The sequence below is a fragment of the Bergeyella porcorum genome (assembly GCF_042427575.1).
Classification (GTDB): Bacteria; Bacteroidota; Bacteroidia; order Flavobacteriales; family Weeksellaceae; genus Bergeyella; species Bergeyella porcorum.
On record NZ_JBHMFD010000012.1, the window covers coordinates 35,587 to 56,383 of the forward strand.

Sequence of the window (20,797 nt, forward strand, 5' to 3'; positions counted from 1 at the left end):
ATTATTGTGTACCCTAAAATTATCAAGCCTACATCAGACACTATCCTTGCATTGATAGGGATGGTTTTGGTTTTGCCAATACTCGTAGTGATGGCATTGGCATTGGGTTGGGTCAATAGAGGAACACCATTTTTTCTTCAACAAAGAATAGGAAAGGGAGGGAAGCCTTTTACCATCATCAAATTTAAAACGATGACCGATGCCCGAGATGCCAGTGGAAACCTCCTTCCAGATAGCGAAAGACTTACCACGCTGGGAGCTTGGATACGCAAAGCGTCTCTGGATGAATTGCCACAGCTCATCAATGTTTTAAAAGGGGATATGAGTCTTATTGGACCTCGTCCTTTGCCGTTGTATTACGGGGCATTGTACAATCAATTTCAGAAACGCCGCCACGAAGTTGAGCAAGGCATCACTGGATGGGCACAAGTGAACGGACGCAACAATACCGATTGGCTTCGGCGGTTTGAGATGGATGTTTGGTATGTGGACAATGTTAGCTTTCTATTGGATATGAAAATTCTATGGCTCACCCTTTGGAAGGTATTGAAAGCGGAGAATGTAAATGAAGATGGGCACGCCACAGCAGGAGACTTTCAGGGGAATGATTAGTGCAGATAAAATAAACGATTTAGAAATGAACAAAAAAATCTGGCTTTCATCATCGCACTTTACGGGAGAGGAACAGAAATTCATCGCCCAAGCATTTGATGCTAATTTTTTAGCATCGGGTGGAGTGCTGGTGGCAGGTTTTGAAACTGATTTAGAACAATATCTTGATGAAAATATAAAAGTTGCGGCGTTATCTTCGGGGACGGCGGCATTGCATTTAGCCTTAATTATTCTCGGAGTTAAAGCAGGCGATGAGGTCATTTGTCAGAGTATGACCTTTTCGGCATCGGCAAATCCTATTGTGTATCAAGGAGCAACTCCGGTATTTGTCGATAGCGAACTCAAAACTTGGAATATGTGTCCTACGGCTTTGGAAGAAGCTATAAAAGACAGAATTTCAAAAGGAAAGAAGCCAAAAGCTATTATCGTAGTGCATCTTTATGGAATGCCAGCTAAGATGAACGAGATTATGACAATCGCACAGAAATACGAAATCCCTGTGATAGAAGACGCTGCTGAAGCATTGGGAAGTGCATATAAAGGAAAAAAATGCGGAACTTTTGGCGAGATGTCTATTTTGAGTTTCAATGGAAATAAAATCATCACCACATCTGGTGGTGGAGCATTAGTTTGCAAAACCAACGAACAGAAAGAAAAAGCTGTTTTCCTTTCTACACAAGCAAGGGACAACGCTCCACATTATCAGCATTCTGAAATAGGATACAATTACCGAATGAGCAATATCTCGGCAGGAATTGGACGAGGACAAATGGAGGTTTTGCAAGATAGAATCAACGCTCGTAGAAAGATGAATGTTTTTTATCAAGAACTTTTCAAAGACTTTGAAGGGGTGGAAGTTTTTACCGAACCTAATGAAGATTTCTTTTCCAACCATTGGTTATCGGCAATTGTTATCGATGAGAAGAAAGCAGGATTCAACCGAGAGGATTTACGCTTGAAGTTTTTGGAACATAACATCGAATCTCGTCCATTGTGGAAGCCAATGCATTTGCAACCTGTGTTTGCAGATGCTCCCTACTATGGAGGGAAAATTGCGGAAACTCTATTTGATAATGGACTTTGTTTACCATCAGGAAGCAATCTAACAGACGAGGAAAGAGAAAGGATAAAACAAGTGGTTTTTGAACTGAAGAAATAACCATCAAAAAGAGAAAATTGCTGAGGTGATTTTCTCTTTTTTACTGAAAATAATGTACTTTTGTAAAATCATTAAAATTGAGAAAAAATAATGAAAACACAGAAGATAGGCATTACCTTTTCAGCGTTTGATTTACTTCACGCAGGGCATATTAAAATGTTAGAAGAAGCTAAAACCGTTTGTGATTATCTCATCGTGGGCTTACAGATAGACCCTTCTATGGAGAGGGCTAGTAAAAACAAACCTACTCAAACTATCGTGGAACGCTATATCCAGCTGAAAGCGTGTAAAGATGTGGACGAAATTATTCCCTATGTTACAGAGCAGGATGTGGAAGATATTTTGCGTTCATTTGTGATTGATGTTCGCATTATCGGGGATGATTACCGTGATAAAGATTTTACAGGAAAGCAATATTGCGAAGAAGCAGGTATTGAGATTTATTACAATAAAAGAGATCATCGTTTTTCAAGTTCTGGTTTAAAGAGAGCAGTTTACGAACAGGAAGCAGCAAAACTAGAACAATCTAAATAATACCCAAGTATAGAAATCTGTAAGATAATGAAAATAAAACCAACGCCTCTTAAAGATTGCTATATCATAGAACCTACCATTTTTGAAGATGAAAGAGGGTATTTCTATGAAAAGTTCAATGAGAAAAAATTTGAAGAACTCACAGGGATGAACGGACATTTTGTTCAAGACAATATTTCTAAATCATCCTATGGCGTCCTTCGCGGATTGCATTTGCAAAAAGGAGAACACGCTCAGGCAAAGTTGGTCTCTTGTTTAGAAGGCAAGGTGTTTGATGTAGCGGTAGATTTGCGAGAAGACTCCCCTAGTTTTGGTCAGTGGTTTGGCGTAGAGCTTACTGCGGAGAATAAGTTGCAATTTTATGTACCGCGAGGATTTGCTCACGGATTTGCTGTGCTGAGTGAAACGGCCATTTTCGCCTATAAATGCGATAACTTCTACAATAAAGAATCCGAAGGTGGCGTGATTTGGAATGATACAAATTTAGATATAGATTGGAAATTGCCTTTGGAAGATGTTATCCTTTCAGAAAAAGATAAAGTGCAGAAAACTTTTGTAGAAAAAGATTTTTAAGCAATGTTAGAGCGTTAAAAAGCTAAAAAGTTAAGATTTTATAACATTTTAATTTATAGTCTTTTAACCTAACTATCATATAACAATAAAAACATAAAATAATGAAATCAATCATCATAACAGGTGGGGCAGGATTTATAGGTTCCCACGTGGTACGCGAGTTTGTAAAAAACTTACCCAATACTAAAATTATCAATCTTGATGCTCTTACCTATGCGGGAAACCTCGAAAATCTAAAAGACATTGAAAACGAACCCAACTATATTTTTGAGAAAGCAGACATCACAAAACCTGAAGAACTAAGAAAGGTTTTTGAAAAGCACAATCCAGATGCTGTGGTGCACCTCGCTGCGGAAAGCCACGTGGATAGAAGTATCACCGACCCTAATGCCTTCATCAATACCAATGTGATGGGAACGGCTAATCTTTTGAACCTATGCAAGGAGTTTTGGACTTTAAACCCAGAACATACACACGGAAATTTTCCTGATACCCCAAGAATCAATTTGTTTTATCACGTATCTACAGATGAAGTGTATGGAGCGTTGGGCGAAACAGGATTTTTTACAGAAACCACACCTTATGACCCAAAATCGCCATACTCTGCGAGTAAAGCAGCGAGCGACCATTTGGTAAGAGCTTACGGAAATACTTACGGATTGCCGTTTATCGTTTCCAATTGCTCCAACAACTATGGGCCAAATCACTTCCCAGAGAAATTGATTCCTCTGTGTATTTCCAATATCATCAATGAAAAACCATTACCGATTTATGGCGATGGAAAATATACCCGCGATTGGTTATTCGTAATAGACCACGCCAAAGCTATTTTCCAGATTTTCCACGAAGCAAAAACGGGAGAAACTTATAATATCGGTGGTTGGAACGAATGGCAAAATATCGACCTTATCAAAGAATTGATTAAACAAATGGATGCAAAACTCGGCAGACCAGAGGGCTATTCAGAGAAGCTCATCACCTTCGTGAAAGACCGCCCGGGGCACGATAAACGCTATGCGATAGATGCTACCAAACTCAATAAAGACCTCGGCTGGAAACCATCCGTAACCTTTGAAGAAGGCTTAGCCAAAACCATCGATTGGTTCCTTGAGAATCAAGAGTGGCTAGAAAATGTAACCAGCGGAGATTATCAGAAGTATTACGAGAAGCAGTATAACTAACATAGGAACAAATGAAAGGCATAATCCTAGCCGGTGGATCCGGTACCAGACTTTATCCATTAACGATTGCGGTATCCAAGCAATTAATGCCCGTATATGATAAACCAATGATTTACTATCCTATTTCTACGCTACTTTTGGCGGGAATTCGGGAGATATTGATTATCACAACCCCTCACGATAGCGAAGCGTTCCAAAGGCTTTTGGGAGATGGTTCGCAAATTGGCTGTAAGTTTGAATACAAAGTACAACCCAGCCCAGATGGTCTAGCTCAGGCATTTATTTTAGGGGAAGAGTTCATCGGGGATGATTCTGTAGCCTTGGTTTTAGGGGATAATATCTTCTACGGAACAGGCTTGCCACAGCTTTTGGAAAGCAAGACCAATGTGAAAGGAGGTTGCGTGTTCGCTTATCAAGTGGCAGACCCAGAGCGTTATGGCGTGGTGGAGTTTGATGAAAACCAAAAAGCGATTTCCATTGAAGAAAAACCTTTGGAACCTAAATCCAACTATGCTGTGCCAGGGCTTTATTTTTATGATAATTCTGTGGTGGAATATGCTAAAAACCTTAAGCCTTCGCCAAGGGGAGAATTGGAAATTACCGATATCAATAAAATATACCTTGAAAAAGGTCAGCTTGAAGTAGGGGTGATGAGCCGTGGAACAGCGTGGCTGGATACTGGAACCTTTGATTCTCTGCACGAGGCTTCAGAGTTTGTAAAAGTATTGGAAAAAAGACAAGGCTTCAAAATTTCTTGTATTGAAGAGATTGCTTACCTTAAAGGCTTCATCGGGAAAGAGGAGCTTCTAAAAGCAGCTGAAAAATATGGGAAAAGTGGCTATGGAGCGTATCTGAAAAGATTAGTAAAATAATTTCTATTATTTGGTTTTTAATAGGATGTTATAATGCTCAATCCTCAGTAGAATTTCACTAATTCACTGGGGATTTTGTATTAGTATAGGTGTTTTTTATAATGCTTCCCAAAACAAGTTTAAAATAACTAACTTTAACCTATAGGAAATGAGAAACCTCTACATAAGCCTAAAAATAGTTGGTTTCATATCAGAATACTCTTCGGAACAGAAAAAAATACCCTCCCGAAGGGTATTAAATACATTAATGAAGGGTATTTAATGGGTGTTATAAGGGTATTTAATAGGGTTTGGTTAGGTATTTATACCCTTCGGGAGGGTATTAAATATATTAATGAAAGGTATTTAATAGGGTTCGGCTAGGTATTTTATCCCCTTCGGAAGGGTATTTAATATATTAATGAAGGGTATTAATGGGTAATAAAAGGGTATTTATATTTCTATTAAACCCAGATTAAGCCGTAGGCTTTAAGCCATAAGTTTTTAAACTATGTAAAGAAAGGTTTCGCGAAATGTCCGCCTGAGAGAAGTAGAAGTCTTATGTATCCTCCGCGTTTCTTGGCGTCTTAGCGGTTGATGTTTTTTTTTCAATAGGGCCGGATTTTAACCCGACTTTTGATATGGTTTATCCAAAAGGCTTTAGCCAAATTAAAAAACCTTGCGGGGTCTAGTGCCATTTCGTGTGGTAAATGGCATTATTGCTTAACACTTACTATGTAATTGGAGTTTATGCAAAAATAAAATAGGTCAGTCCAAGGCTGACCTATTCCTATTAAGTTATCAATATAACTAAAATACAGCTTTTGTTACTCCTTTATCACTTTAAACTGATGTGTAGCAGATGCTCCTTCTATCATTAGGATGTAAACGCCTTTTGGTAAGTCTGAAACATAGTATTGCTGATTGCTGTTTGCAGTCAATGTTTTGATTAGTTTTCCAGAAAGGTCATATACCACAATCTGTTTTGGAGTTTCTTTCCATTTTAGGGTAAAGAACTCTTTGATAGGATTTGGATAGATGTTGATTTTCTCACTTGCAGTTTCTGTTGTTGCAAGGTAATGCGGATCTACAGTAATGGTCTGGGTATGAGAACCTATATTTCCTGCATTATCTTTTGCAAACCATTCGTGTTGTGCTTTGATGAGCCCATCTTCCATAATCCATTTGCTAGACTTAATCACCTCTACATTTTCAGTACAATTGTCCGTAGCGGTAAGGGTAGCTTGGGTAGGGATTTCCTGCTGTGTTCTTACTGTCATATCCTGAGGGTAATCAGAAAGTATAGGTTTGGTACTATCGTGAACAATGAGGGTCTGAGAGTGCGATATAGGTGCCGCATCTTCATCTGTTGCAGTCCAAAGTCTATGGTAAGAATACTGGTCGTAATCTCCTTTTATTTTAGTTTGTGTAAAAGTTACCTTTGGCAGGGTACCTCCCGTTACGGTAAGGGTAGGTGCCTCTGTAAGGTCTTTTAGACATTGGATATAAGTGTCTTTAGGTAGATTTTCTACGAATTGAAGCGGTTGTACATTTTTCTCTACATAGATGTATTGGGTAAACTCCGCCGTTTCATTGCAAGCATTAGCCTTCCAGGTTCTGGTGATAAGTTGCTCTGTTTTTGTTTCAGTATAATCTAGATTGATAGACTGACCATCACAAGTACCTACTGCTGTAACCTCTGCTTTAGCAGGGATTTGATTTTCTTTAACAGTGATATTTTGTTCAGGTAAATTATTGAATGTAATACTAGACGCTTCTACTTGGAAAGCAACCTGTTTTAAAAGATAGTTTTCAGAAATAGTATGGGCAATATGGTCTATGACTTCTATTTTGAAAACACCTTTTCCAGAAACAAACATATTATTGTACGTGGCGGCGCCAATGGTAATGGGTGGAATGGTAACGGTATGCTCACCATCATTCTCTGTAGCTTCTGCCAAGACATATTTGTAAGTTTCTCCTAAATCATCAGAAAGAAGGATTCTTACTTTAGTATCTTCAGGGAAGAAGTTTCTGTCCACACTCCATTGTAGCGTCACTTTCTCTCCCGCTTTATAATTTTTCTTTAACTGAGATGTGATTCTAAAAGGTGTCCCTTCTTCGAAATTTACTACTGTTTTGTAGGTATCATATCGGGTAGCGTGGTTTCTATCTCCTGCTGTTGCACCTCCATCATTCACTCCTAGCCAAAATGTAAAAGACCCCGTAGGATAGTTTCCTAGATAATCTTTTTCCAAGTAAGAAAATGGTAAGATGGATTGCCCTGCGGTATAGATGGGCTCAAAAATAATCTGATTGTTAGGAGATGGTTTGGAAGATCTGAATTTAGCATTGCTGGTTTCGTGTCTTCGGATATCTACTTGGTGAGCTGTATAGAGTAATGCATCACCATCTGGGTCATTGGCTTTGAGTTTAAATTGAAAATAAGTACCTTTAGGAAGCCTATAAGAAGGTTGTAGTTTGGAACGATCTAGTATAGGCGGACGGTTTCCAGTATTGATACCATAGACCACATTTTCTGTATTGCCCGGGCCTACTTTTGTGGTTCTGGCTTCATCCGTGTAATAGTCTGAATCATTAAGCATTGCCATACGGATGTAATAAAGCGAAGCCGCAGAAAAATAATCTCTAGGTGCCTGAAGGTCATAGCCCATTACAGATTGTCCATAGCCAGGTTCCGTATTCATAGTGTAAATACCCCCTGTACTGAAGGTGTGATCTGTACCAAAGAGGTGTCCCAGTTCGTGTGCAATGGTGCTGTTATTAGGACGGGCATAGGCATAGGCTTTACTACTGAGGCTATATACCATATACATCCCAGCCATACCACCTGCACTAGCCCCTGTAATGTATGGAAGAATGCTCAGTCCAGCATCATAGGCATTAGCTCCAATGAGTCTATTGATAGCTGAGGTGGTATTGGCAAGTACCGTATATACATTTTTGCTGGTATGGACTTCATTGCTATAATCGGTAATGATAAGGCGTTCATCATTAACGATCTCGAATCTAATCCCTGCATCTCTGTGATAAAGCTCATTAAGGAATGTTTCTGCTGATGCCCAGAAGGTCTTTACTCTATCAATACTGCTATTAAAACTGGTATATTGAGCATAATCTATGAACAAAGCTAAACGATAGACCCTCAAAATACCATCTGAATAAAGCTCTGGGAGGTCATCTACCGTTTGTGCAGCAGCTTGCTGTAGTTTTTTAACCTTTTCCGTCTGATGATGAGAAATATCGCATACCCCTCCCGTACAAGTGCCACATTGGTGGGAGTCTCCATCTTTGGTGATGGTTACCACATCTTTATCTGTATCGATATGATACTCTGCTCCGTTCCAAGTGATAGAACCAAAAACTTGTTTTTGATGAATCGCAATAGTTCCTACTAAGGTGTTATTATAATAGCCTACGAAAGTACGAATCCCTTCATTTTTTGTGAAAGAACTAACCCTTTCTTGCCATTGAATGGGAAGAGGTTTCCCATCAATGTTTACTGTCCAATCTGCATTTTTTGTATTGGAGAATTTAGAAAGTGCTTGGTTGAGGTTTATGGTTTGCCCCCACGCCCAATGCAATGCAAAAAATGCTACTAATGCAAAAAACTTGTAAAACTTGGTCATTAGATATTAATTTTATATTGTTTTCTGCAAAGTTACGGAAAAATAAAGAGGGGGTCAAGTTGAAAATTATGATATTTGAAAGGTGATGAAACAAAACAAACCCGATATTTTTATCGGGTTGTGTTCATCTTTATGAAAAACATTAATCTCTTGCAGAGGTCTTATAGACTTGGAAGTTGAAAACAAATGTTCTATTTCTCCAATCGATATTAGCATAAGGGTAGTGAGAATCTCTCGCAAAAGCCGCTCTAGATGGTACAATGATTACCCCTTGTAGATTGTAGTTTTCAGAATCTGCCTTGTCAAAACTCTTGAAATGAGACAGCCCTTCGCGTAGTCCTTCTATTTCAAAATAAGCTCTGCTCTGTCCGCTATTGGTAATAGTGGTAGGCTTTGCGTAGTAATAGGTAGGATCTACCTCTGGCACTCCCGTAGATTCTAAGGTATTAGCAAAAGTAATCTCTGAAGTATATTGAATGCCATTATTCTCATTAGAAAGGAACGCTGTGCTTTTATGCATCAGTCTGATGATATCGGTTTCTCCTATGGTAACGCCATTTTCTGGTTGTGCACCATCTCTCACAATGATGATAACACCAGACTCCAACTTGGTATAGCTGAGGTCAGAAAGTTTGGTATACCCATCATCTGAAGCATCTGTGGAGCTAAAAGCCTTGATTCTCCCCAAAGCATCCAGATAGTGCTCATCCATATATTTAGCAATGGCTTTGTCATCATTAGCGTTTTGGGTGGTAAGGTCGCTTACTTCCTGTATGGTAGTACTAGAAGTGTCATCTTTACGGCAAGAAGTGAAAGAAACCGCTGCAACGGCGAGGTATATTAGTGCCTTTTTCATTTAATTGATTATTTTTGATGTCACAAAAGTATAAAAAATTATGAGAATTGATAAATTTTTATGGAGTATTCGGTTTTATAAAACCAGAAGTATTGCTTCGGAGGAGATTAAAAAAAATAGAGTATCTATCGGTGGGCAAGTGATAAAGTCTTCTAAAGAAGTGAAGGCAGGAGATGAAATTAAGATTAGAAAAAATCAAATCGATTATAAAATCAAAGTGATAGACCTTCCCAAAAGTAGGGTAGGGGCAAAGCTGGTACCACTCTATGTGAAGGATATGACGGATAAAGAGCAATACGAAATTCTACAAATGCGTAGAATGGAGCAAAGCTATTACCGAATGAAAGGCGAGGGCAGACCTACCAAAAAAGACCGCCGTGAGATTGAAAACTATGTTTCATCAGAAGATTTTAAGCAAGATGATGAGGTAAACGAAGAAGAGTATTGGAATGACTTTTTCAGCGAATCGGAAGAAGATGAATAATCTCATCTACTATTTCTTCAGGTGTTTTTTTATCAGTGCTTACCATAAACTGAGCCTTTCGGTAGAAAGGATTTCTTTCGAAAAGGTGCTTGGCAATGAACTCTGGTAGTGCTTCATCAGAGATATTGGCAATGAGTGGGCGTTTATCTTTTTGCTTGTAGAGACGCTGGGTAAGCGTAGGAATATTAGCGGAAAGATAAATACTGATGGAATTCTGATTGATGACATCCATATTATTATAATATACAGGAGTGCCTCCACCTAAGCTCAAAATAGCGTTTTGTTCCGTAGCTAAAACCTCTTCCAGGGCTTCTCTTTCTTGTTTTCGAAAGAAAATTTCACCTTTTTTCTGAAAAATTTCAGAGATAGAACAATTATTTCGCTTAATAATTTCCTTATCAAGGTCAATTAATTTAAAATTTAATTTTGATGATAATAATTTGGAAATGTGAGATTTGCCGCTGCCCATATAGCCTAAGAGTGAAATAATCATTGTAATTTTTTTATACAAATGTCTAAAAAAATTTTGAGAAATAAAAAAAAGCCTTATCTTTGCACCACTTTTGAAGCGGATAACGCTGGAGGAAGTGGCCGACCTGGTAGCTCAGCTGGTAGAGCAATACACTTTTAATGTATGGGTCCTGGGTTCGAATCCCAGCCAGGTCACAATAGATTACAGTGATGTAATACTGCCTGTGTGGTGAAATTGGTAGACACGCCATCTTGAGGGGGTGGTATCCTTTCGGATGTGCTGGTTCGAGTCCAGTCGCAGGCACAGAAAAAGATGAATAATTAGCCATAATTATTTTAGACTCGGTAGCTCAGCTGGTAGAGCAATACACTTTTAATGTATGGGTCCTGGGTTCGAATCCCAGCCGAGTCACGAATTTGCTGAAAAGTAAATTTTTTTCATATTAATATTTTGTGATTTGGTGTTCAAAGGCCTTCCATTTTGGAAGGTCTTTGGGTTTTTTGTAAGCTAGTCCAGATGGATGTTGTCTATCAAGCGAACGGGACCTGCAAATACAGCAATGAAGGCTCTATAGCTTTGGTCTTTGTAGAAAAAATCAGTCTCTTTTAGGTCTTTTTCATTGGCAATGGTGAAGTATTCCAATTCGAAATCTTTAGAGTTTTCAAAGATGGTATTCACTCTTTCGTGGATTTCAGGAATGCTGATGACACGGAACCAATCGTTTACTTGTTTCAGGGTTTTGTAGATGATTTTTGCGTTTTGGCGTTGCTCTGGAGTAAGTCTTTCGTTTCGGGAGCTCATAGCCAATCCGTGTGGTTCCCTTAGAATCGGTGCTCCAATGATATTGACGGGGATTTGCTTTTTCTCCACCATTTTTTTGATGATGGCAAGTTGCTGAAAATCTTTTTCTCCAAAATAGGCATTATCAGGTTTTACCTGATGGAATAACTCTTCCACCACAGTGCCTACACCATCAAAGTGACCAGGGCGAAACTTGCCTTCCATTTCTTTTTCGAGGCCATCAAAATCGTATGCTTGGCTTTTTAATCCATCGGGATAAAGGTCTTTTACCTCTGGAAGATATACGGCATCCACAGTTTGGCTTTCTTCTAATGCTTTTAAATCAGCCTCTATAGTTCTTGGATATTTTTCTAAATCTTCAGGGTTGTTAAACTGAGTGGGATTTACAAAAATAGAGGAAATCACGATGTCGTTTTCCTTTTTAGCGGCTTGGTAAAGAGAGAGATGTCCTTGGTGTAAAGCACCCATTGTAGGGGCAAAGCCAATGGTTTTGTTAGATTTTTTTATGCTCTCAATGTAATGGCTCAATTCTTGCCTGCTGTTTAAAACTTTCATTATATTGCTGTTTAATATAAAGGCAAAATTAGTGAAAATTACTCTGTGGGTTTAGAGTTTGGAAGGTAAATCTAAGGAGGGTAATCATAAAAATTGTTAATATCATTCTATTAGCGTAAATTTTTGTAATTTTGCAAAGAATTATATCCGTAATAAAGCAGTTAAAATTATGCCGAATCAAAAGATATTATACATTACTACAGAGATGTTTCCTTATCAGGAAGAAAGTAATATGGCGGAGACCGTGAATAAAATGGCTCTGAAAATGCATCAGGAAGGTAATGATGTGAGGGTTTTTATGCCAAGATTTGGGGCAATAAGCGAGCGAAAGTTTCAGCTTCACGAGGTGATTCGTCTATCGGGGATGAATATCATTATCAATGATTTGGATCAGCCACTCATCATCAAGGTGGCATCTTTGCCAGGAGAAAGACTTCAAGTTTATTTTATAGACAATGAGGAATACTTCAAAAGAAAATCCTACTATAAAGATGAGGAAGGCAATTTCCACGAAGATAATGGCGAGCGTGCGGTATTTTTTGTGAGAGGAGTGATAGAAACCATCAAAAAGCTGAATTGGGTTCCAGATGTGATTCACCTTAACGGATGGATGTCTGCTCTAGTGCCTATCTATCTGAAGACATATTATAAGAATGATTACTACTTTAAAGATACCAAAATAGTTTCTTCTATCTATAACGAAGAAAATATAACATTAGAACCTACACTAGATGAGGTTTTAAAGTTTGATAAAGTAGAAGGGCTCTCTGTAACTGAAAAACTGACATCGGATGCTCTTGTAGTAGATAGTATGGCGTTTGTAGATGTGGTGGTGAAAGGCGATGAGTTTCTTATGGACGAAATGGATAAAGCCTACCAAGCAACCAATACGGAAAAGGCAGATTTTATAGACGCTACTTCCATTAATACAGTTTACTAATTATTATATTTCTAATAACAATCAATGATAAAAAATATTAAGAATTGTTTCAAAACTTCTGCACTATTGTTGGCTGGAAGTTTTTTGTTGTGGAGTTGTGAGTCTGAGGCAGATCAGCTTGGTTCTCAGTTTTTTGATAATATAGCGGCAGAGGGAACTGCTAAAGCTTTTGATATCATCGCTTATAATGTCAATAATCAAGATTCTATCCGTACCGATGCGGCAAAGCTTACCAGTGCTACCTTGGGAGCGTTCCACGAATCTCAGTTTGGATTGCAAAAGTCCAATTTTGTTTCTCAGGTGAGATTATCTTCTTATAACCCCGATTTTGGAACCAATCCCGTAGTAGATTCTGTAGTCTTGGAAATTAACCCCGTTTACAGAGCGGATTCTGTTACCACAACTACCGATGAAAACTATGTTTATCCAGTAGGTAGTGTAGAAGCTAAAAAAGTGGTGAGTACTTATCCTATTTCTAGATATGGTAAGGCTAATGCTACAATGACCCTCAATGTCCACGAGGTAGATGATTTTTTAGGCTCTTCATCAGACAAGGTGTATTCTAATCAATCTGTGAATTACAGCACTTTGCTAGGCTCTAAAGCAATCGCTCCAAAGGTGAGTAGTGTGAAGATTACCAAAAAATCAGACAATACAGATCTTCTTTCCAGAGAAGCCAGAATTAGAATTCCATTAGATAAAGATTTTTTTCAGTCTAAACTAATCGCCAAGCAAGGGCAGGCAGAGCTATCTGATGTATCCAACTTTATTCGTTACTTTAAAGGAATTAGAGTTTCGGTTCAAGAAAATGATGGATATCTATTCAATTTTAGCCCGAATGATACCCAAATTGTAGTGTATTATAAGAGGGATGTTACCTCTAATGGTACCACTACTGCGGAACCTACTTCATATACCCTTACTTTAGGCTCGGGGAATGCCCGTTTCAATCAGATTACTTTTGATAGAACAGGGACTCCTTCTGAGGCTGTAGCAAATTTAACCTCGCCTAATTATCAATCGGGTGATGCTAAAATCTATGCTCAAGGAATGGGAGGCCCAAGTGTAGGGATTAAAATTCCAGAGGCTACGATAGAAGAACTCAGAACATTGTATAAAAATAATAAAATAGGAATTGTTTCTGCAAAAGTGAGATTGTTTACCGATACTTCGGTTTGGAATAATAGCTATGCAAAGCCATCTACTTTTGTAAACTATCACTATGATGCTACCACAAAGAGTAAAAATCTATCAGAGTTTTTGAGTGATGTGAGTGTGTTTTCTGCCATCGGAATTACAGACTTGATTAAAGGTTATAATCTTACAGAAAACCCATCGTATTATGATTTTACCATTACTCAATCTATAAAAAATGCAGTGGAACAATCCACCACAATGCAAGATATAGTGCTAGAAGTAGGAGCGTTTCAAGTGAACAAGAACAATTTATCAGCATTGATAGGACCAGCATACAACACCAGAGCTTATACTCCTAATAGAGTAGTGCTGGTAGGAACTGATGCTGCTAATGAAAATAGAGCAAAACTTAATATTGTTTATTCATCAAAATAATTAACAAAAAATACAAATAAAATAAACTATGTGTGGAATTGTAGGATATACAGGATTTCAAGACGCTTACAATGTCGTTATCAATGGGCTCAGAAGGCTAGAATATAGAGGATATGATAGTGCAGGGATTGTATTAGATACTGAGGAGAGAAATTTCAATGTGGCGAAAACGAAAGGTAAAGTAGATGACCTTGTAGCGATTTCAGAAAATCTGAAAGGAAAAGCCAATGTAGGGATGGGGCATACCAGATGGGCTACGCACGGGGTGCCAAGTGATACCAACTCTCACCCTCATCTTTCAAATAATGGTAAAGTAGCATTGGTGCATAATGGTATCATTGAAAACTATGATACTCTAAAAACGATGCTTACAAGCAAAGGATATACTTTTAAATCTGAGACGGATACAGAGGTTTTGGTAAACCTGATCCAATACTTTATGGATACGCAGAGCGATATAGACTTCCCTACTGCAGTAAGATATGCGTTGAACGAAGTCTATGGAGCGTATGCCATCACTGTAATGCACGATGACTTTCCAGGGCTTTTGGTTGTAGCGAGATTAGGTTCTCCATTGGCTATTGGTTTAGGAGAGAAAGAATATTTTATTGCATCAGATGCTTCTCCTTTTGTGGAATTTACCAAGGAGGCGATTTATTTGGAAGAGGGGCATATGGCAACCATTTCTTTAGAGAATGGGGTAGATATCAGAACCATTGTAGATAATTCCCAAGTGGTGCCAGCTGTTCAAGAGTTGAAGCTTAGCCTTGAACAAATAGAAAAAGGTGGCTATGAGCACTTTATGTTGAAAGAAATTTTTGAACAACCAAAATCTATCCACGATACAATGAGAGGGCGTCTTTTAGTAGATGAAGGAATCATTAAAATGGCAGGAATTTGGGACCACTTGGAGAAATTTACCAATGCTAAACGAATCATCATCATTGCTTGTGGAACCTCTTGGCACGCAGGTCTTATAGGGGAATACCTTATCGAAGAGTTTGCTAGAATCCCTGTAGAGGTAGAGTACGCTTCAGAATTCCGATACAGAAATCCTATCATTAATAAAGGCGATGTGGTGATTGCAATTTCTCAATCTGGAGAAACTGCTGATACTATGGCAGCCTTGAAATTAGCCAAAGAAAGAGGGGCATTCATCTACGGAATTTGTAATGTAGTAGATTCTTCTATTGCAAGAATTACAGATGCAGGGTCTTATACTCACGCAGGGCCAGAGATAGGGGTAGCTTCTACCAAGGCATTTACCGCTCAGCTTACGATTCTTACGCTTATTGCTCTGAAATTAGGTAAGCATAATGGCAACTTGAGCAATCAAGAATTTATGAAATTGATTACGGAGTTGGAATTGATACCAAATAAAATTCAAGAAGTATTAGATGAAACCCACGATAAAGTAAAAGAAATTTCTAAAAATTATGTAGATGCTACCAACTTCTTGTATTTAGGAAGAGGGTACAATTACCCATCTGCGTTAGAAGGCGCTTTGAAGTTAAAGGAAATTTCTTATATCCACGCAGAAGGTTATCCAGCAGCAGAGATGAAGCACGGGCCTATCGCCTTGATTGATGAGAATATGCCTATTGTAATTATCGCACCACAAAAAGGTCATTATGATAAGGTAGTGAGCAATGTACAAGAAATTAAAGCTAGAAAAGGACAGGTGATTGCCGTGGTGAATAAAGGCGATGAGCAGGTAGCGTCTATGGCAGATCACGTGATTGAAATTCCAGATACATCAGAATGTTTCTCTCCGTTGGTGGCTGCTATTCCGTTGCAATTGTTGTCTTATTATATTGCGGTGTATAGAGGTGCCAATGTAGACCAACCAAGAAATTTGGCAAAATCTGTAACTGTAGAATAATTTTTTATCGCAGAGTAAAATAATATCAAAGTTTTTGCGTTTGCAAGATAAATTGATTTTATTTTTAAATTAAATAATATATTTACCGCTTAATTTTTTAGTACTATAATGAGAAAGATTTTTCTTTTACTATTATCAGCATCGGTTGTAATCTCTTGTTCTCGAGGAGGTTCAAAATCTGCAGGGAAACCTGGCTCCAAAGGAGAATTGATACCAAAGGGGAAAGCATCATCCTTCGTAGCAGAGCGTCCTTATGGGATGGTTGCCATTCCAGGAGGTTCTTTCGTAATGGGGTTGGCAGATCAGGATATGACCAATATGCCGGAAAAAGCACCCCTTAAAACCGTTACCGTTTCTTCATTCTTTATGGATGAAACAGAGGTAACCAATGCTCAGTACCGTGAGTTTATCAACTATGTAAGAGATTCTATTGCCAGAACCCTATTGGCAGAAGCCGCAGGTGATGCTGGTGGTACGGGGAATGGTACAGGTATTGCAGATTATGCGTATCTTGCTAAAAAGGCAGATAATGCAACCCCTTATCAAGAATATCTTGAATCTCAGGGAGGTAGAGATGGTTATGATGATTCTAAAAGATTGGATTGGAGCGTGCCATTACATTGGAATACTTCCGATTATCCAGATGTGCAATACGCAGAAATTTTAGAATCTATGTATTTACCAAAAGCTGAAAGAATTAACAATGAGAGAATTATAGACTCTCGTAAGTTGAAATATGCTTACCAGTGGGAGGATATAGAATCTGCGGTAAAAGATAAAAGCCGAGGTGAAAAATATCTTAAAAAAGAAAGTATTGCCATTTATCCCGATACTACTGTTTGGGTAAAAGATTTTAACTATGCTTATAACGAGCCTCTTTATGATGGTTATTTTTGGCATTCTGCCTATAAAAACTATCCAGTAGTGGGGGTAACTTGGGACCAAGCGAGAGCATATTGTAACTTTAAAACCAAGTTAAAATCTGATTATAACGAAAGTTTGAAGAAAAGAAAACAAAAACCAATGGCATTCCGTCTGCCTACAGAAGCTGAGTGGGAATATGCAGCACGAGGAGGAAGACAAAATGCAACCTATCCTTGGGGAGGTCCTTATTTGATGGATGATAGAGGATGTTATCTGGCAAACTTTAAACCTAAGAGAGGTAACTACATTGAGGATGAAAAGAAAGGAACTTACACCTATACCGCTCCTGTGAAGAAATTTCCTAAAAATGATTATGGATTGTATGATATGGCAGGTAATGTAGCAGAGTGGACAGAATCACCTTACAACAATGCTACTTATCAGTTCTCTTCTACATTAAATCCTAATTTATCCAATCAAGCGTACAGAGAAGTTAGAAAAACCGTACGTGGTGGCTCTTGGAAAGATGTAGGCTACCTATTGATGACAGGAGCTAGAGATTGGGAAAGAAAAGATTCTGCAAGAAGTTATATTGGCTTCAGAACGGTACAAGATATCCCAGAAGGTTCAGCAAAATATAAGAGAAAAACAAAATAAAAACACAAATTATACATTTTAATCTAAAAAGAAAATATTATGTTCAAGTCAAAAGACGCCATTTATAATTTTATATATTCCATAGGAGCGGCAGTTGTAATCATAGGAGCTTTATTCAAATTAACTCACTGGAGTTTTGGCCCTATTACAGGTAATCTGATGTTGGCAGTAGGACTTATCACAGAGGCTTTGATTTTCTGTGTATTTGCCTTCGATCCACCAAAATCTGAAGTTAATTACGCTTGGGAAAATGTATATCCAGAGTTATTGGATGTGGATGCAGAGCCAAAACAAAGAAAATCTGTTGCAAAAGTGGTAGAAACTACCGATTTAGAAGTTTCTCTTTCTCAGAAATTGGATAAAATGTTAGCAGATGCCAAGTTAGATGCTAGCCTTTTTGAAAGATTGAGAGAGGGAATGGATAAGTTTTCTAACTCCGTAGAAAGCATTAATTCCGCTACTGATGTTTCCGTTGCGACTCAGAAATACAATGATCAGTTGACATTAGCAGCCAGCCACCTTGAAAGTATGAATGCCTTGTACGCTCTTCAGTTGGCACACGGTAAGCAACAGTCAGAATACCATCAGAAATATGTAGAAGATTTACAAAAATCTGCAGAGCAATCAGAAAAATTCAATCAAGAATTGAATGGATTAACGGCTAATCTTAATAATCTAAACAGAGTATATGGCGGTATGCTTAATGCAATGAAGTCTTAATTTCCAAACCATTAAATTTTAAAGTTAAACGATTTAAATCTAAATTAAAATGGCACAAGGAAAACAGACACCGCGTCAGAAAATGATCAACCTGATGTATTTGGTCTTTATTGCGATGTTGTCAATGCAAATCGACCAAGAAATCGTAAGATCATTCTATGATACCCATATAACGCTGAGTGAGACAAGAAGTCTTACCGATGCAAAGAACAAAGTCTTTGAAGCTAATCTAGCAGAGAAAGCACAAAACTCACCAGAAGATCGAGAGTCTTACGAAAATTATACAGAGCTAAGACAAGCAGGAGATGATTTGGTGATTGAAATTGAAAATTTGAAAAAGAAGATGATTGAAATATCTGGTTTTAAATACAGTGAAACCGATTTTGATTATAATCGTCTTAATAATTCAGAACCAGCAACTAATGTATTTTTCCAAGCAGGGGAAGAAAATAGACCTTCTGCAGAGGCAAAAGCATTAATGGATAAAATCAACGCCCTTCGTACCCATATCGTAGGAAAATTTGAAGGGAAAGAAAATTTTGAAAATGTTGTAGCAAGAGCCAAGCAAAACTTAATAACCGAATACGCTAAGAAAAAGAATGGCAAAAATTGGTTGGTACACAAGTTTTACAATCAGCCGATGGTGGCAGCATTGTCAAATTTGGAAATTTTGGAAACCGAGGTGAGAAATATTCAGTCGGATGTATTATCGGTTTATCTGCAAGGGAAAAGTGTTATTGCAGACCCTAATGCAACCCTCATAACGGAAACACCGAAAGCAAATCCACCTATGATTTCTAATTCAACCCACACAGAAGACCATAAGGAAGACCATACCGCTACAATTACTTCTGGAACGGTACTTTATCAAGGCTTCCCAAATCCAGTGAATATCGATGGAGCTACAGCTTCTACTAAAATTTTAGCTTCTGGAGCTACAGTTTCTGGTGGAGGCGGAAAATGGACGGTAACGCCAGGGCCTGTAGATGAAGTAACCCTTACCGTAGGCGGAAAATCTACCAAGTTTATGGTGAAAAAATTACCGCCAGTGGTGGCAACCGTGAGAGGAAAGAGTGCTGTGGCAATGCCTGCAAGCTCTATCCAGCATCAGACGGTGAGTGTTGATATGCCAGGATTTGTATATCCAGTGAGCTTTACGGTTACAGGTTTCAAGGTTAAAGTACCAGGTAAGCCTACAGCATTTGTGAATGGTAGCTCATTGAGTGAAGTAGCACATTTGTTTACCAACCTTAGAGCAGGAGATAAAGTAACCATTATGGATATTGAAGTTACAGCAACGGGAATGGGGAATAGCATCCCTAAAACGCCAAGTAATGTTACCATTAATGTGACCAATTAAGAGTTCAAAACAATCAATTAATTTGTTAATCGATGAAAAAACTAATTTTTAGTATATTTTTAACAGCAGTAGGGTTTGCTCAAGCACAGACAATTCTCAATGCCAAGTCGCCTGAGGAGTTTCGCCAGCTAAGAGAGGAAAATCAAATCAAAGTAGGAGATAGCATTGTCTCCAAAGAAATTACCCCTCTGCCATACGGCTATATTGATGAAAAGGATATTTTGAAAAGCATCGTAGTTTGGGAAATCATTGATATGAATGATAAGCTCAATCAGCCATTTTATCACAACTCAGACGGGTTGGTTTCTCAGAATAAATCCTTGTATCAAATCCTGATTGATGGTATTCGCTCTGGAAAAATAGCAGAGGTGTATGATGATGAGCTGTTTACAAACAGACTAGAAATGGAGGAAATCCAGAAAAGAACCAGCAAACTGGTGGTTTCTGATGAATTGATTGATAAAATCAACTCGGGGGCTACCGTAACAGAAGCAGATAAAAAAGCAGGTACCGATGTCTATGAAACCAAATCGGAAGATGTGAAACTCCTTAAAATAAAAGGAATGTGGTACATAGATAAGAGAGACGCTCAGATGAAATACCGCTTGATAGGCATTGCAGCAATGGGGAAAGACCCTCAGACAATGGGCGTGATAGGCGGTGATGGAGAATTGGTGGACTCTGGGGATGATTATATAGACCTTTTCTGGGTGTATTATCCTAATGCCCGCCCGCTTCTAGCCAATGCTGTGGTGTTTAACAATCAAAACCTTTCATCGGATATTACCTATGATGATATCCTGAACGCAAGAAGATTTTCATCGATTATTTACAAATCGGATAGCGGTTTAGGTAATGGAGTTATTAAAGATTATATCCCTAATAACGCCGATGAACAGCTGGAAGAAAGCGAAAGGCTAAAAGCCCAGATTCTACAGATGGAAAACGATATGTGGAATTATTAAAATCTAAAAACCTGAGTAGAAAAGCTCAGGTTTTTGTTTATTCCCTTTACTGAAAGGAGAAAGGGAAAACCTTCTATATCTTCTAACCTTTCAGCTCTCTACCCTTCCA

General features: G+C 38.3%; 18 protein-coding genes and 3 tRNA genes. 17 read left to right on the plus strand and 4 right to left on the minus strand.

Annotated features, from left to right (window positions below; translation table 11 throughout):
• The first annotated feature begins 6 nt into the window (after positions 1-6).
• The 6 genes from ACFFUE_RS06695 to rfbA all read left to right on the plus strand — a co-directional run bounded on the left by ACFFUE_RS06695 (position 7) and on the right by rfbA (position 4,931).
• On the plus strand, positions 7-612 hold the full coding sequence (locus ACFFUE_RS06695; RefSeq protein WP_376833800.1) for a sugar transferase: 606 nt from the start codon (positions 7-9) through the stop codon (positions 610-612).
• Between the two features lie 25 nt (positions 613-637).
• Positions 638-1,771 carry a DegT/DnrJ/EryC1/StrS family aminotransferase gene (locus tag ACFFUE_RS06700; RefSeq protein ID WP_376833802.1) on the plus strand — a complete coding sequence of 378 codons (1,134 nt, stop codon included), beginning with the start codon at positions 638-640 and terminating at the stop codon, positions 1,769-1,771.
• Positions 1,772-1,861: 90 nt separating this feature from the next.
• Positions 1,862-2,305: an adenylyltransferase/cytidyltransferase family protein gene (locus ACFFUE_RS06705; protein WP_376833804.1), complete on the plus strand. Its 444-nt coding sequence runs from the start codon at positions 1,862-1,864 to the stop codon at positions 2,303-2,305.
• 27 nt (positions 2,306-2,332) lie between these two features.
• A complete protein-coding gene (rfbC, locus tag ACFFUE_RS06710; protein ID WP_376833806.1) occupies positions 2,333-2,878 on the plus strand; it encodes a dTDP-4-dehydrorhamnose 3,5-epimerase in 546 nt (181 codons plus the stop codon).
• 101 nt (positions 2,879-2,979) lie between these two features.
• On the plus strand, positions 2,980-4,059 hold the full coding sequence (gene rfbB, locus ACFFUE_RS06715; protein WP_376833808.1) for a dTDP-glucose 4,6-dehydratase: 1,080 nt from the start codon (positions 2,980-2,982) through the stop codon (positions 4,057-4,059).
• Positions 4,060-4,070: 11 nt separating this feature from the next.
• A complete protein-coding gene (gene rfbA / locus ACFFUE_RS06720) occupies positions 4,071-4,931 on the plus strand; it encodes a glucose-1-phosphate thymidylyltransferase RfbA (RefSeq protein WP_327985109.1) in 861 nt (286 codons plus the stop codon).
• An 806-nt stretch (positions 4,932-5,737) separates the two neighbouring features.
• Here the strand turns inward: rfbA and ACFFUE_RS06725 are convergent.
• On the minus strand, positions 5,738-8,560 hold the full coding sequence (locus ACFFUE_RS06725; RefSeq protein WP_376833811.1) for a zinc-dependent metalloprotease: 2,823 nt from the start codon (positions 8,558-8,560) through the stop codon (positions 5,738-5,740).
• 142 nt (positions 8,561-8,702) lie between these two features.
• Positions 8,703-9,416, minus strand: coding sequence for a hypothetical protein (locus ACFFUE_RS06730; RefSeq protein ID WP_376833813.1), 714 nt, complete (start codon positions 9,414-9,416; stop codon positions 8,703-8,705).
• A gap of 40 nt (positions 9,417-9,456) precedes the next feature.
• Between ACFFUE_RS06730 and ACFFUE_RS06735 the strand changes: the two genes are divergently transcribed.
• Positions 9,457-9,900 carry an Hsp15 family ribosome-associated heat shock protein gene (locus ACFFUE_RS06735; RefSeq protein ID WP_376833815.1) on the plus strand — a complete coding sequence of 148 codons (444 nt, stop codon included), beginning with the start codon at positions 9,457-9,459 and terminating at the stop codon, positions 9,898-9,900.
• Here ACFFUE_RS06735 and ACFFUE_RS06740 read toward each other — a convergent pair.
• Entirely contained in the window at positions 9,875-10,393 is a 519-nt protein-coding gene (locus ACFFUE_RS06740; RefSeq protein WP_376833817.1) for a shikimate kinase, read from the minus strand. The genes ACFFUE_RS06735 and ACFFUE_RS06740 overlap by 26 nt on opposite strands.
• Positions 10,394-10,493: 100 nt before the next feature.
• On the opposite strand from ACFFUE_RS06740, the gene ACFFUE_RS06745 reads away from it, so the two are divergent.
• From ACFFUE_RS06745 to ACFFUE_RS06755, 3 genes are all read left to right on the plus strand, one after another.
• Positions 10,494-10,566, plus strand: a tRNA-Lys gene (locus tag ACFFUE_RS06745).
• A gap of 25 nt (positions 10,567-10,591) precedes the next feature.
• Positions 10,592-10,675, plus strand: a tRNA-Leu gene (locus ACFFUE_RS06750).
• 35 nt (positions 10,676-10,710) lie between these two features.
• Positions 10,711-10,783, plus strand: a tRNA-Lys gene (locus ACFFUE_RS06755).
• Positions 10,784-10,879: 96 nt separating this feature from the next.
• On the opposite strand, the gene panC is transcribed toward ACFFUE_RS06755, so the two are convergent.
• Positions 10,880-11,728 (minus strand): pantoate--beta-alanine ligase, encoded by an 849-nt coding sequence (gene panC, locus ACFFUE_RS06760; protein WP_376833819.1) that lies wholly within the window; start codon positions 11,726-11,728, stop codon positions 10,880-10,882.
• Between the two features lie 169 nt (positions 11,729-11,897).
• Here panC and ACFFUE_RS06765 point away from each other — a divergent pair, with 169 nt between their 5' ends.
• From ACFFUE_RS06765 to porN, 7 genes are all read left to right on the plus strand, one after another.
• The gene (locus ACFFUE_RS06765) at positions 11,898-12,668 is read left to right on the plus strand and encodes a glycogen/starch synthase (RefSeq protein ID WP_376833821.1); all 771 of its coding nucleotides are present in this window, start codon (positions 11,898-11,900) and stop codon (positions 12,666-12,668) included.
• 24 nt (positions 12,669-12,692) lie between these two features.
• On the plus strand, positions 12,693-14,240 hold the full coding sequence (locus ACFFUE_RS06770; protein ID WP_376833823.1) for a DUF4270 domain-containing protein: 1,548 nt from the start codon (positions 12,693-12,695) through the stop codon (positions 14,238-14,240).
• Positions 14,241-14,268: 28 nt separating this feature from the next.
• Positions 14,269-16,122 (plus strand): glutamine--fructose-6-phosphate transaminase (isomerizing), encoded by a 1,854-nt coding sequence (gene glmS / locus ACFFUE_RS06775; protein ID WP_376833825.1) that lies wholly within the window; start codon positions 14,269-14,271, stop codon positions 16,120-16,122.
• Between the two features lie 108 nt (positions 16,123-16,230).
• Complete coding sequence (porK, locus tag ACFFUE_RS06780; RefSeq protein ID WP_376833827.1) at positions 16,231-17,643, plus strand: T9SS ring complex lipoprotein PorK/GldK; 1,413 nt, start codon at positions 16,231-16,233, stop codon at positions 17,641-17,643.
• Positions 17,644-17,682: 39 nt separating this feature from the next.
• On the plus strand, positions 17,683-18,363 hold the full coding sequence (gene porL / locus ACFFUE_RS06785; RefSeq protein ID WP_376833829.1) for a type IX secretion system motor protein PorL/GldL: 681 nt from the start codon (positions 17,683-17,685) through the stop codon (positions 18,361-18,363).
• A gap of 49 nt (positions 18,364-18,412) precedes the next feature.
• Positions 18,413-19,723 (plus strand): GldM family protein, encoded by a 1,311-nt coding sequence (locus tag ACFFUE_RS06790; RefSeq protein WP_376833831.1) that lies wholly within the window; start codon positions 18,413-18,415, stop codon positions 19,721-19,723.
• A 32-nt stretch (positions 19,724-19,755) separates the two neighbouring features.
• The gene (porN, locus tag ACFFUE_RS06795) at positions 19,756-20,688 is read left to right on the plus strand and encodes a type IX secretion system ring subunit PorN/GldN (protein ID WP_376833833.1); all 933 of its coding nucleotides are present in this window, start codon (positions 19,756-19,758) and stop codon (positions 20,686-20,688) included.
• Positions 20,689-20,797 lie beyond the last annotated feature (109 nt).

Excerpts from the sequence above, each read along its gene's own strand:
- ACFFUE_RS06700 (WP_376833802.1), top strand. The coding sequence starts at position 638 with ATGAACAAAAAAATCTGGCTTTCATCATCGCACTTTACGGGAGAGGAA.
- ACFFUE_RS06705 (WP_376833804.1), top strand. The coding sequence starts at position 1,862 with ATGAAAACACAGAAGATAGGCATTACCTTTTCAGCGTTTGATTTACTT.
- rfbC (WP_376833806.1), top strand. The coding sequence starts at position 2,333 with ATGAAAATAAAACCAACGCCTCTTAAAGATTGCTATATCATAGAACCT.
- rfbB (WP_376833808.1), top strand. The coding sequence starts at position 2,980 with ATGAAATCAATCATCATAACAGGTGGGGCAGGATTTATAGGTTCCCAC.
- rfbA (WP_327985109.1), top strand. The coding sequence starts at position 4,071 with ATGAAAGGCATAATCCTAGCCGGTGGATCCGGTACCAGACTTTATCCA.
- ACFFUE_RS06725 (WP_376833811.1), bottom strand. The coding sequence starts at position 8,560 with ATGACCAAGTTTTACAAGTTTTTTGCATTAGTAGCATTTTTTGCATTG.
- ACFFUE_RS06730 (WP_376833813.1), bottom strand. The coding sequence starts at position 9,416 with ATGAAAAAGGCACTAATATACCTCGCCGTTGCAGCGGTTTCTTTCACT.
- ACFFUE_RS06735 (WP_376833815.1), top strand. The coding sequence starts at position 9,457 with ATGAGAATTGATAAATTTTTATGGAGTATTCGGTTTTATAAAACCAGA.
- ACFFUE_RS06740 (WP_376833817.1), bottom strand. The coding sequence starts at position 10,393 with ATGATTATTTCACTCTTAGGCTATATGGGCAGCGGCAAATCTCACATT.
- panC (WP_376833819.1), bottom strand. The coding sequence starts at position 11,728 with ATGAAAGTTTTAAACAGCAGGCAAGAATTGAGCCATTACATTGAGAGC.
- ACFFUE_RS06765 (WP_376833821.1), top strand. The coding sequence starts at position 11,898 with ATGCCGAATCAAAAGATATTATACATTACTACAGAGATGTTTCCTTAT.
- ACFFUE_RS06770 (WP_376833823.1), top strand. The coding sequence starts at position 12,693 with ATGATAAAAAATATTAAGAATTGTTTCAAAACTTCTGCACTATTGTTG.
- glmS (WP_376833825.1), top strand. The coding sequence starts at position 14,269 with ATGTGTGGAATTGTAGGATATACAGGATTTCAAGACGCTTACAATGTC.
- porK (WP_376833827.1), top strand. The coding sequence starts at position 16,231 with ATGAGAAAGATTTTTCTTTTACTATTATCAGCATCGGTTGTAATCTCT.
- porL (WP_376833829.1), top strand. The coding sequence starts at position 17,683 with ATGTTCAAGTCAAAAGACGCCATTTATAATTTTATATATTCCATAGGA.
- ACFFUE_RS06790 (WP_376833831.1), top strand. The coding sequence starts at position 18,413 with ATGGCACAAGGAAAACAGACACCGCGTCAGAAAATGATCAACCTGATG.
- porN (WP_376833833.1), top strand. The coding sequence starts at position 19,756 with ATGAAAAAACTAATTTTTAGTATATTTTTAACAGCAGTAGGGTTTGCT.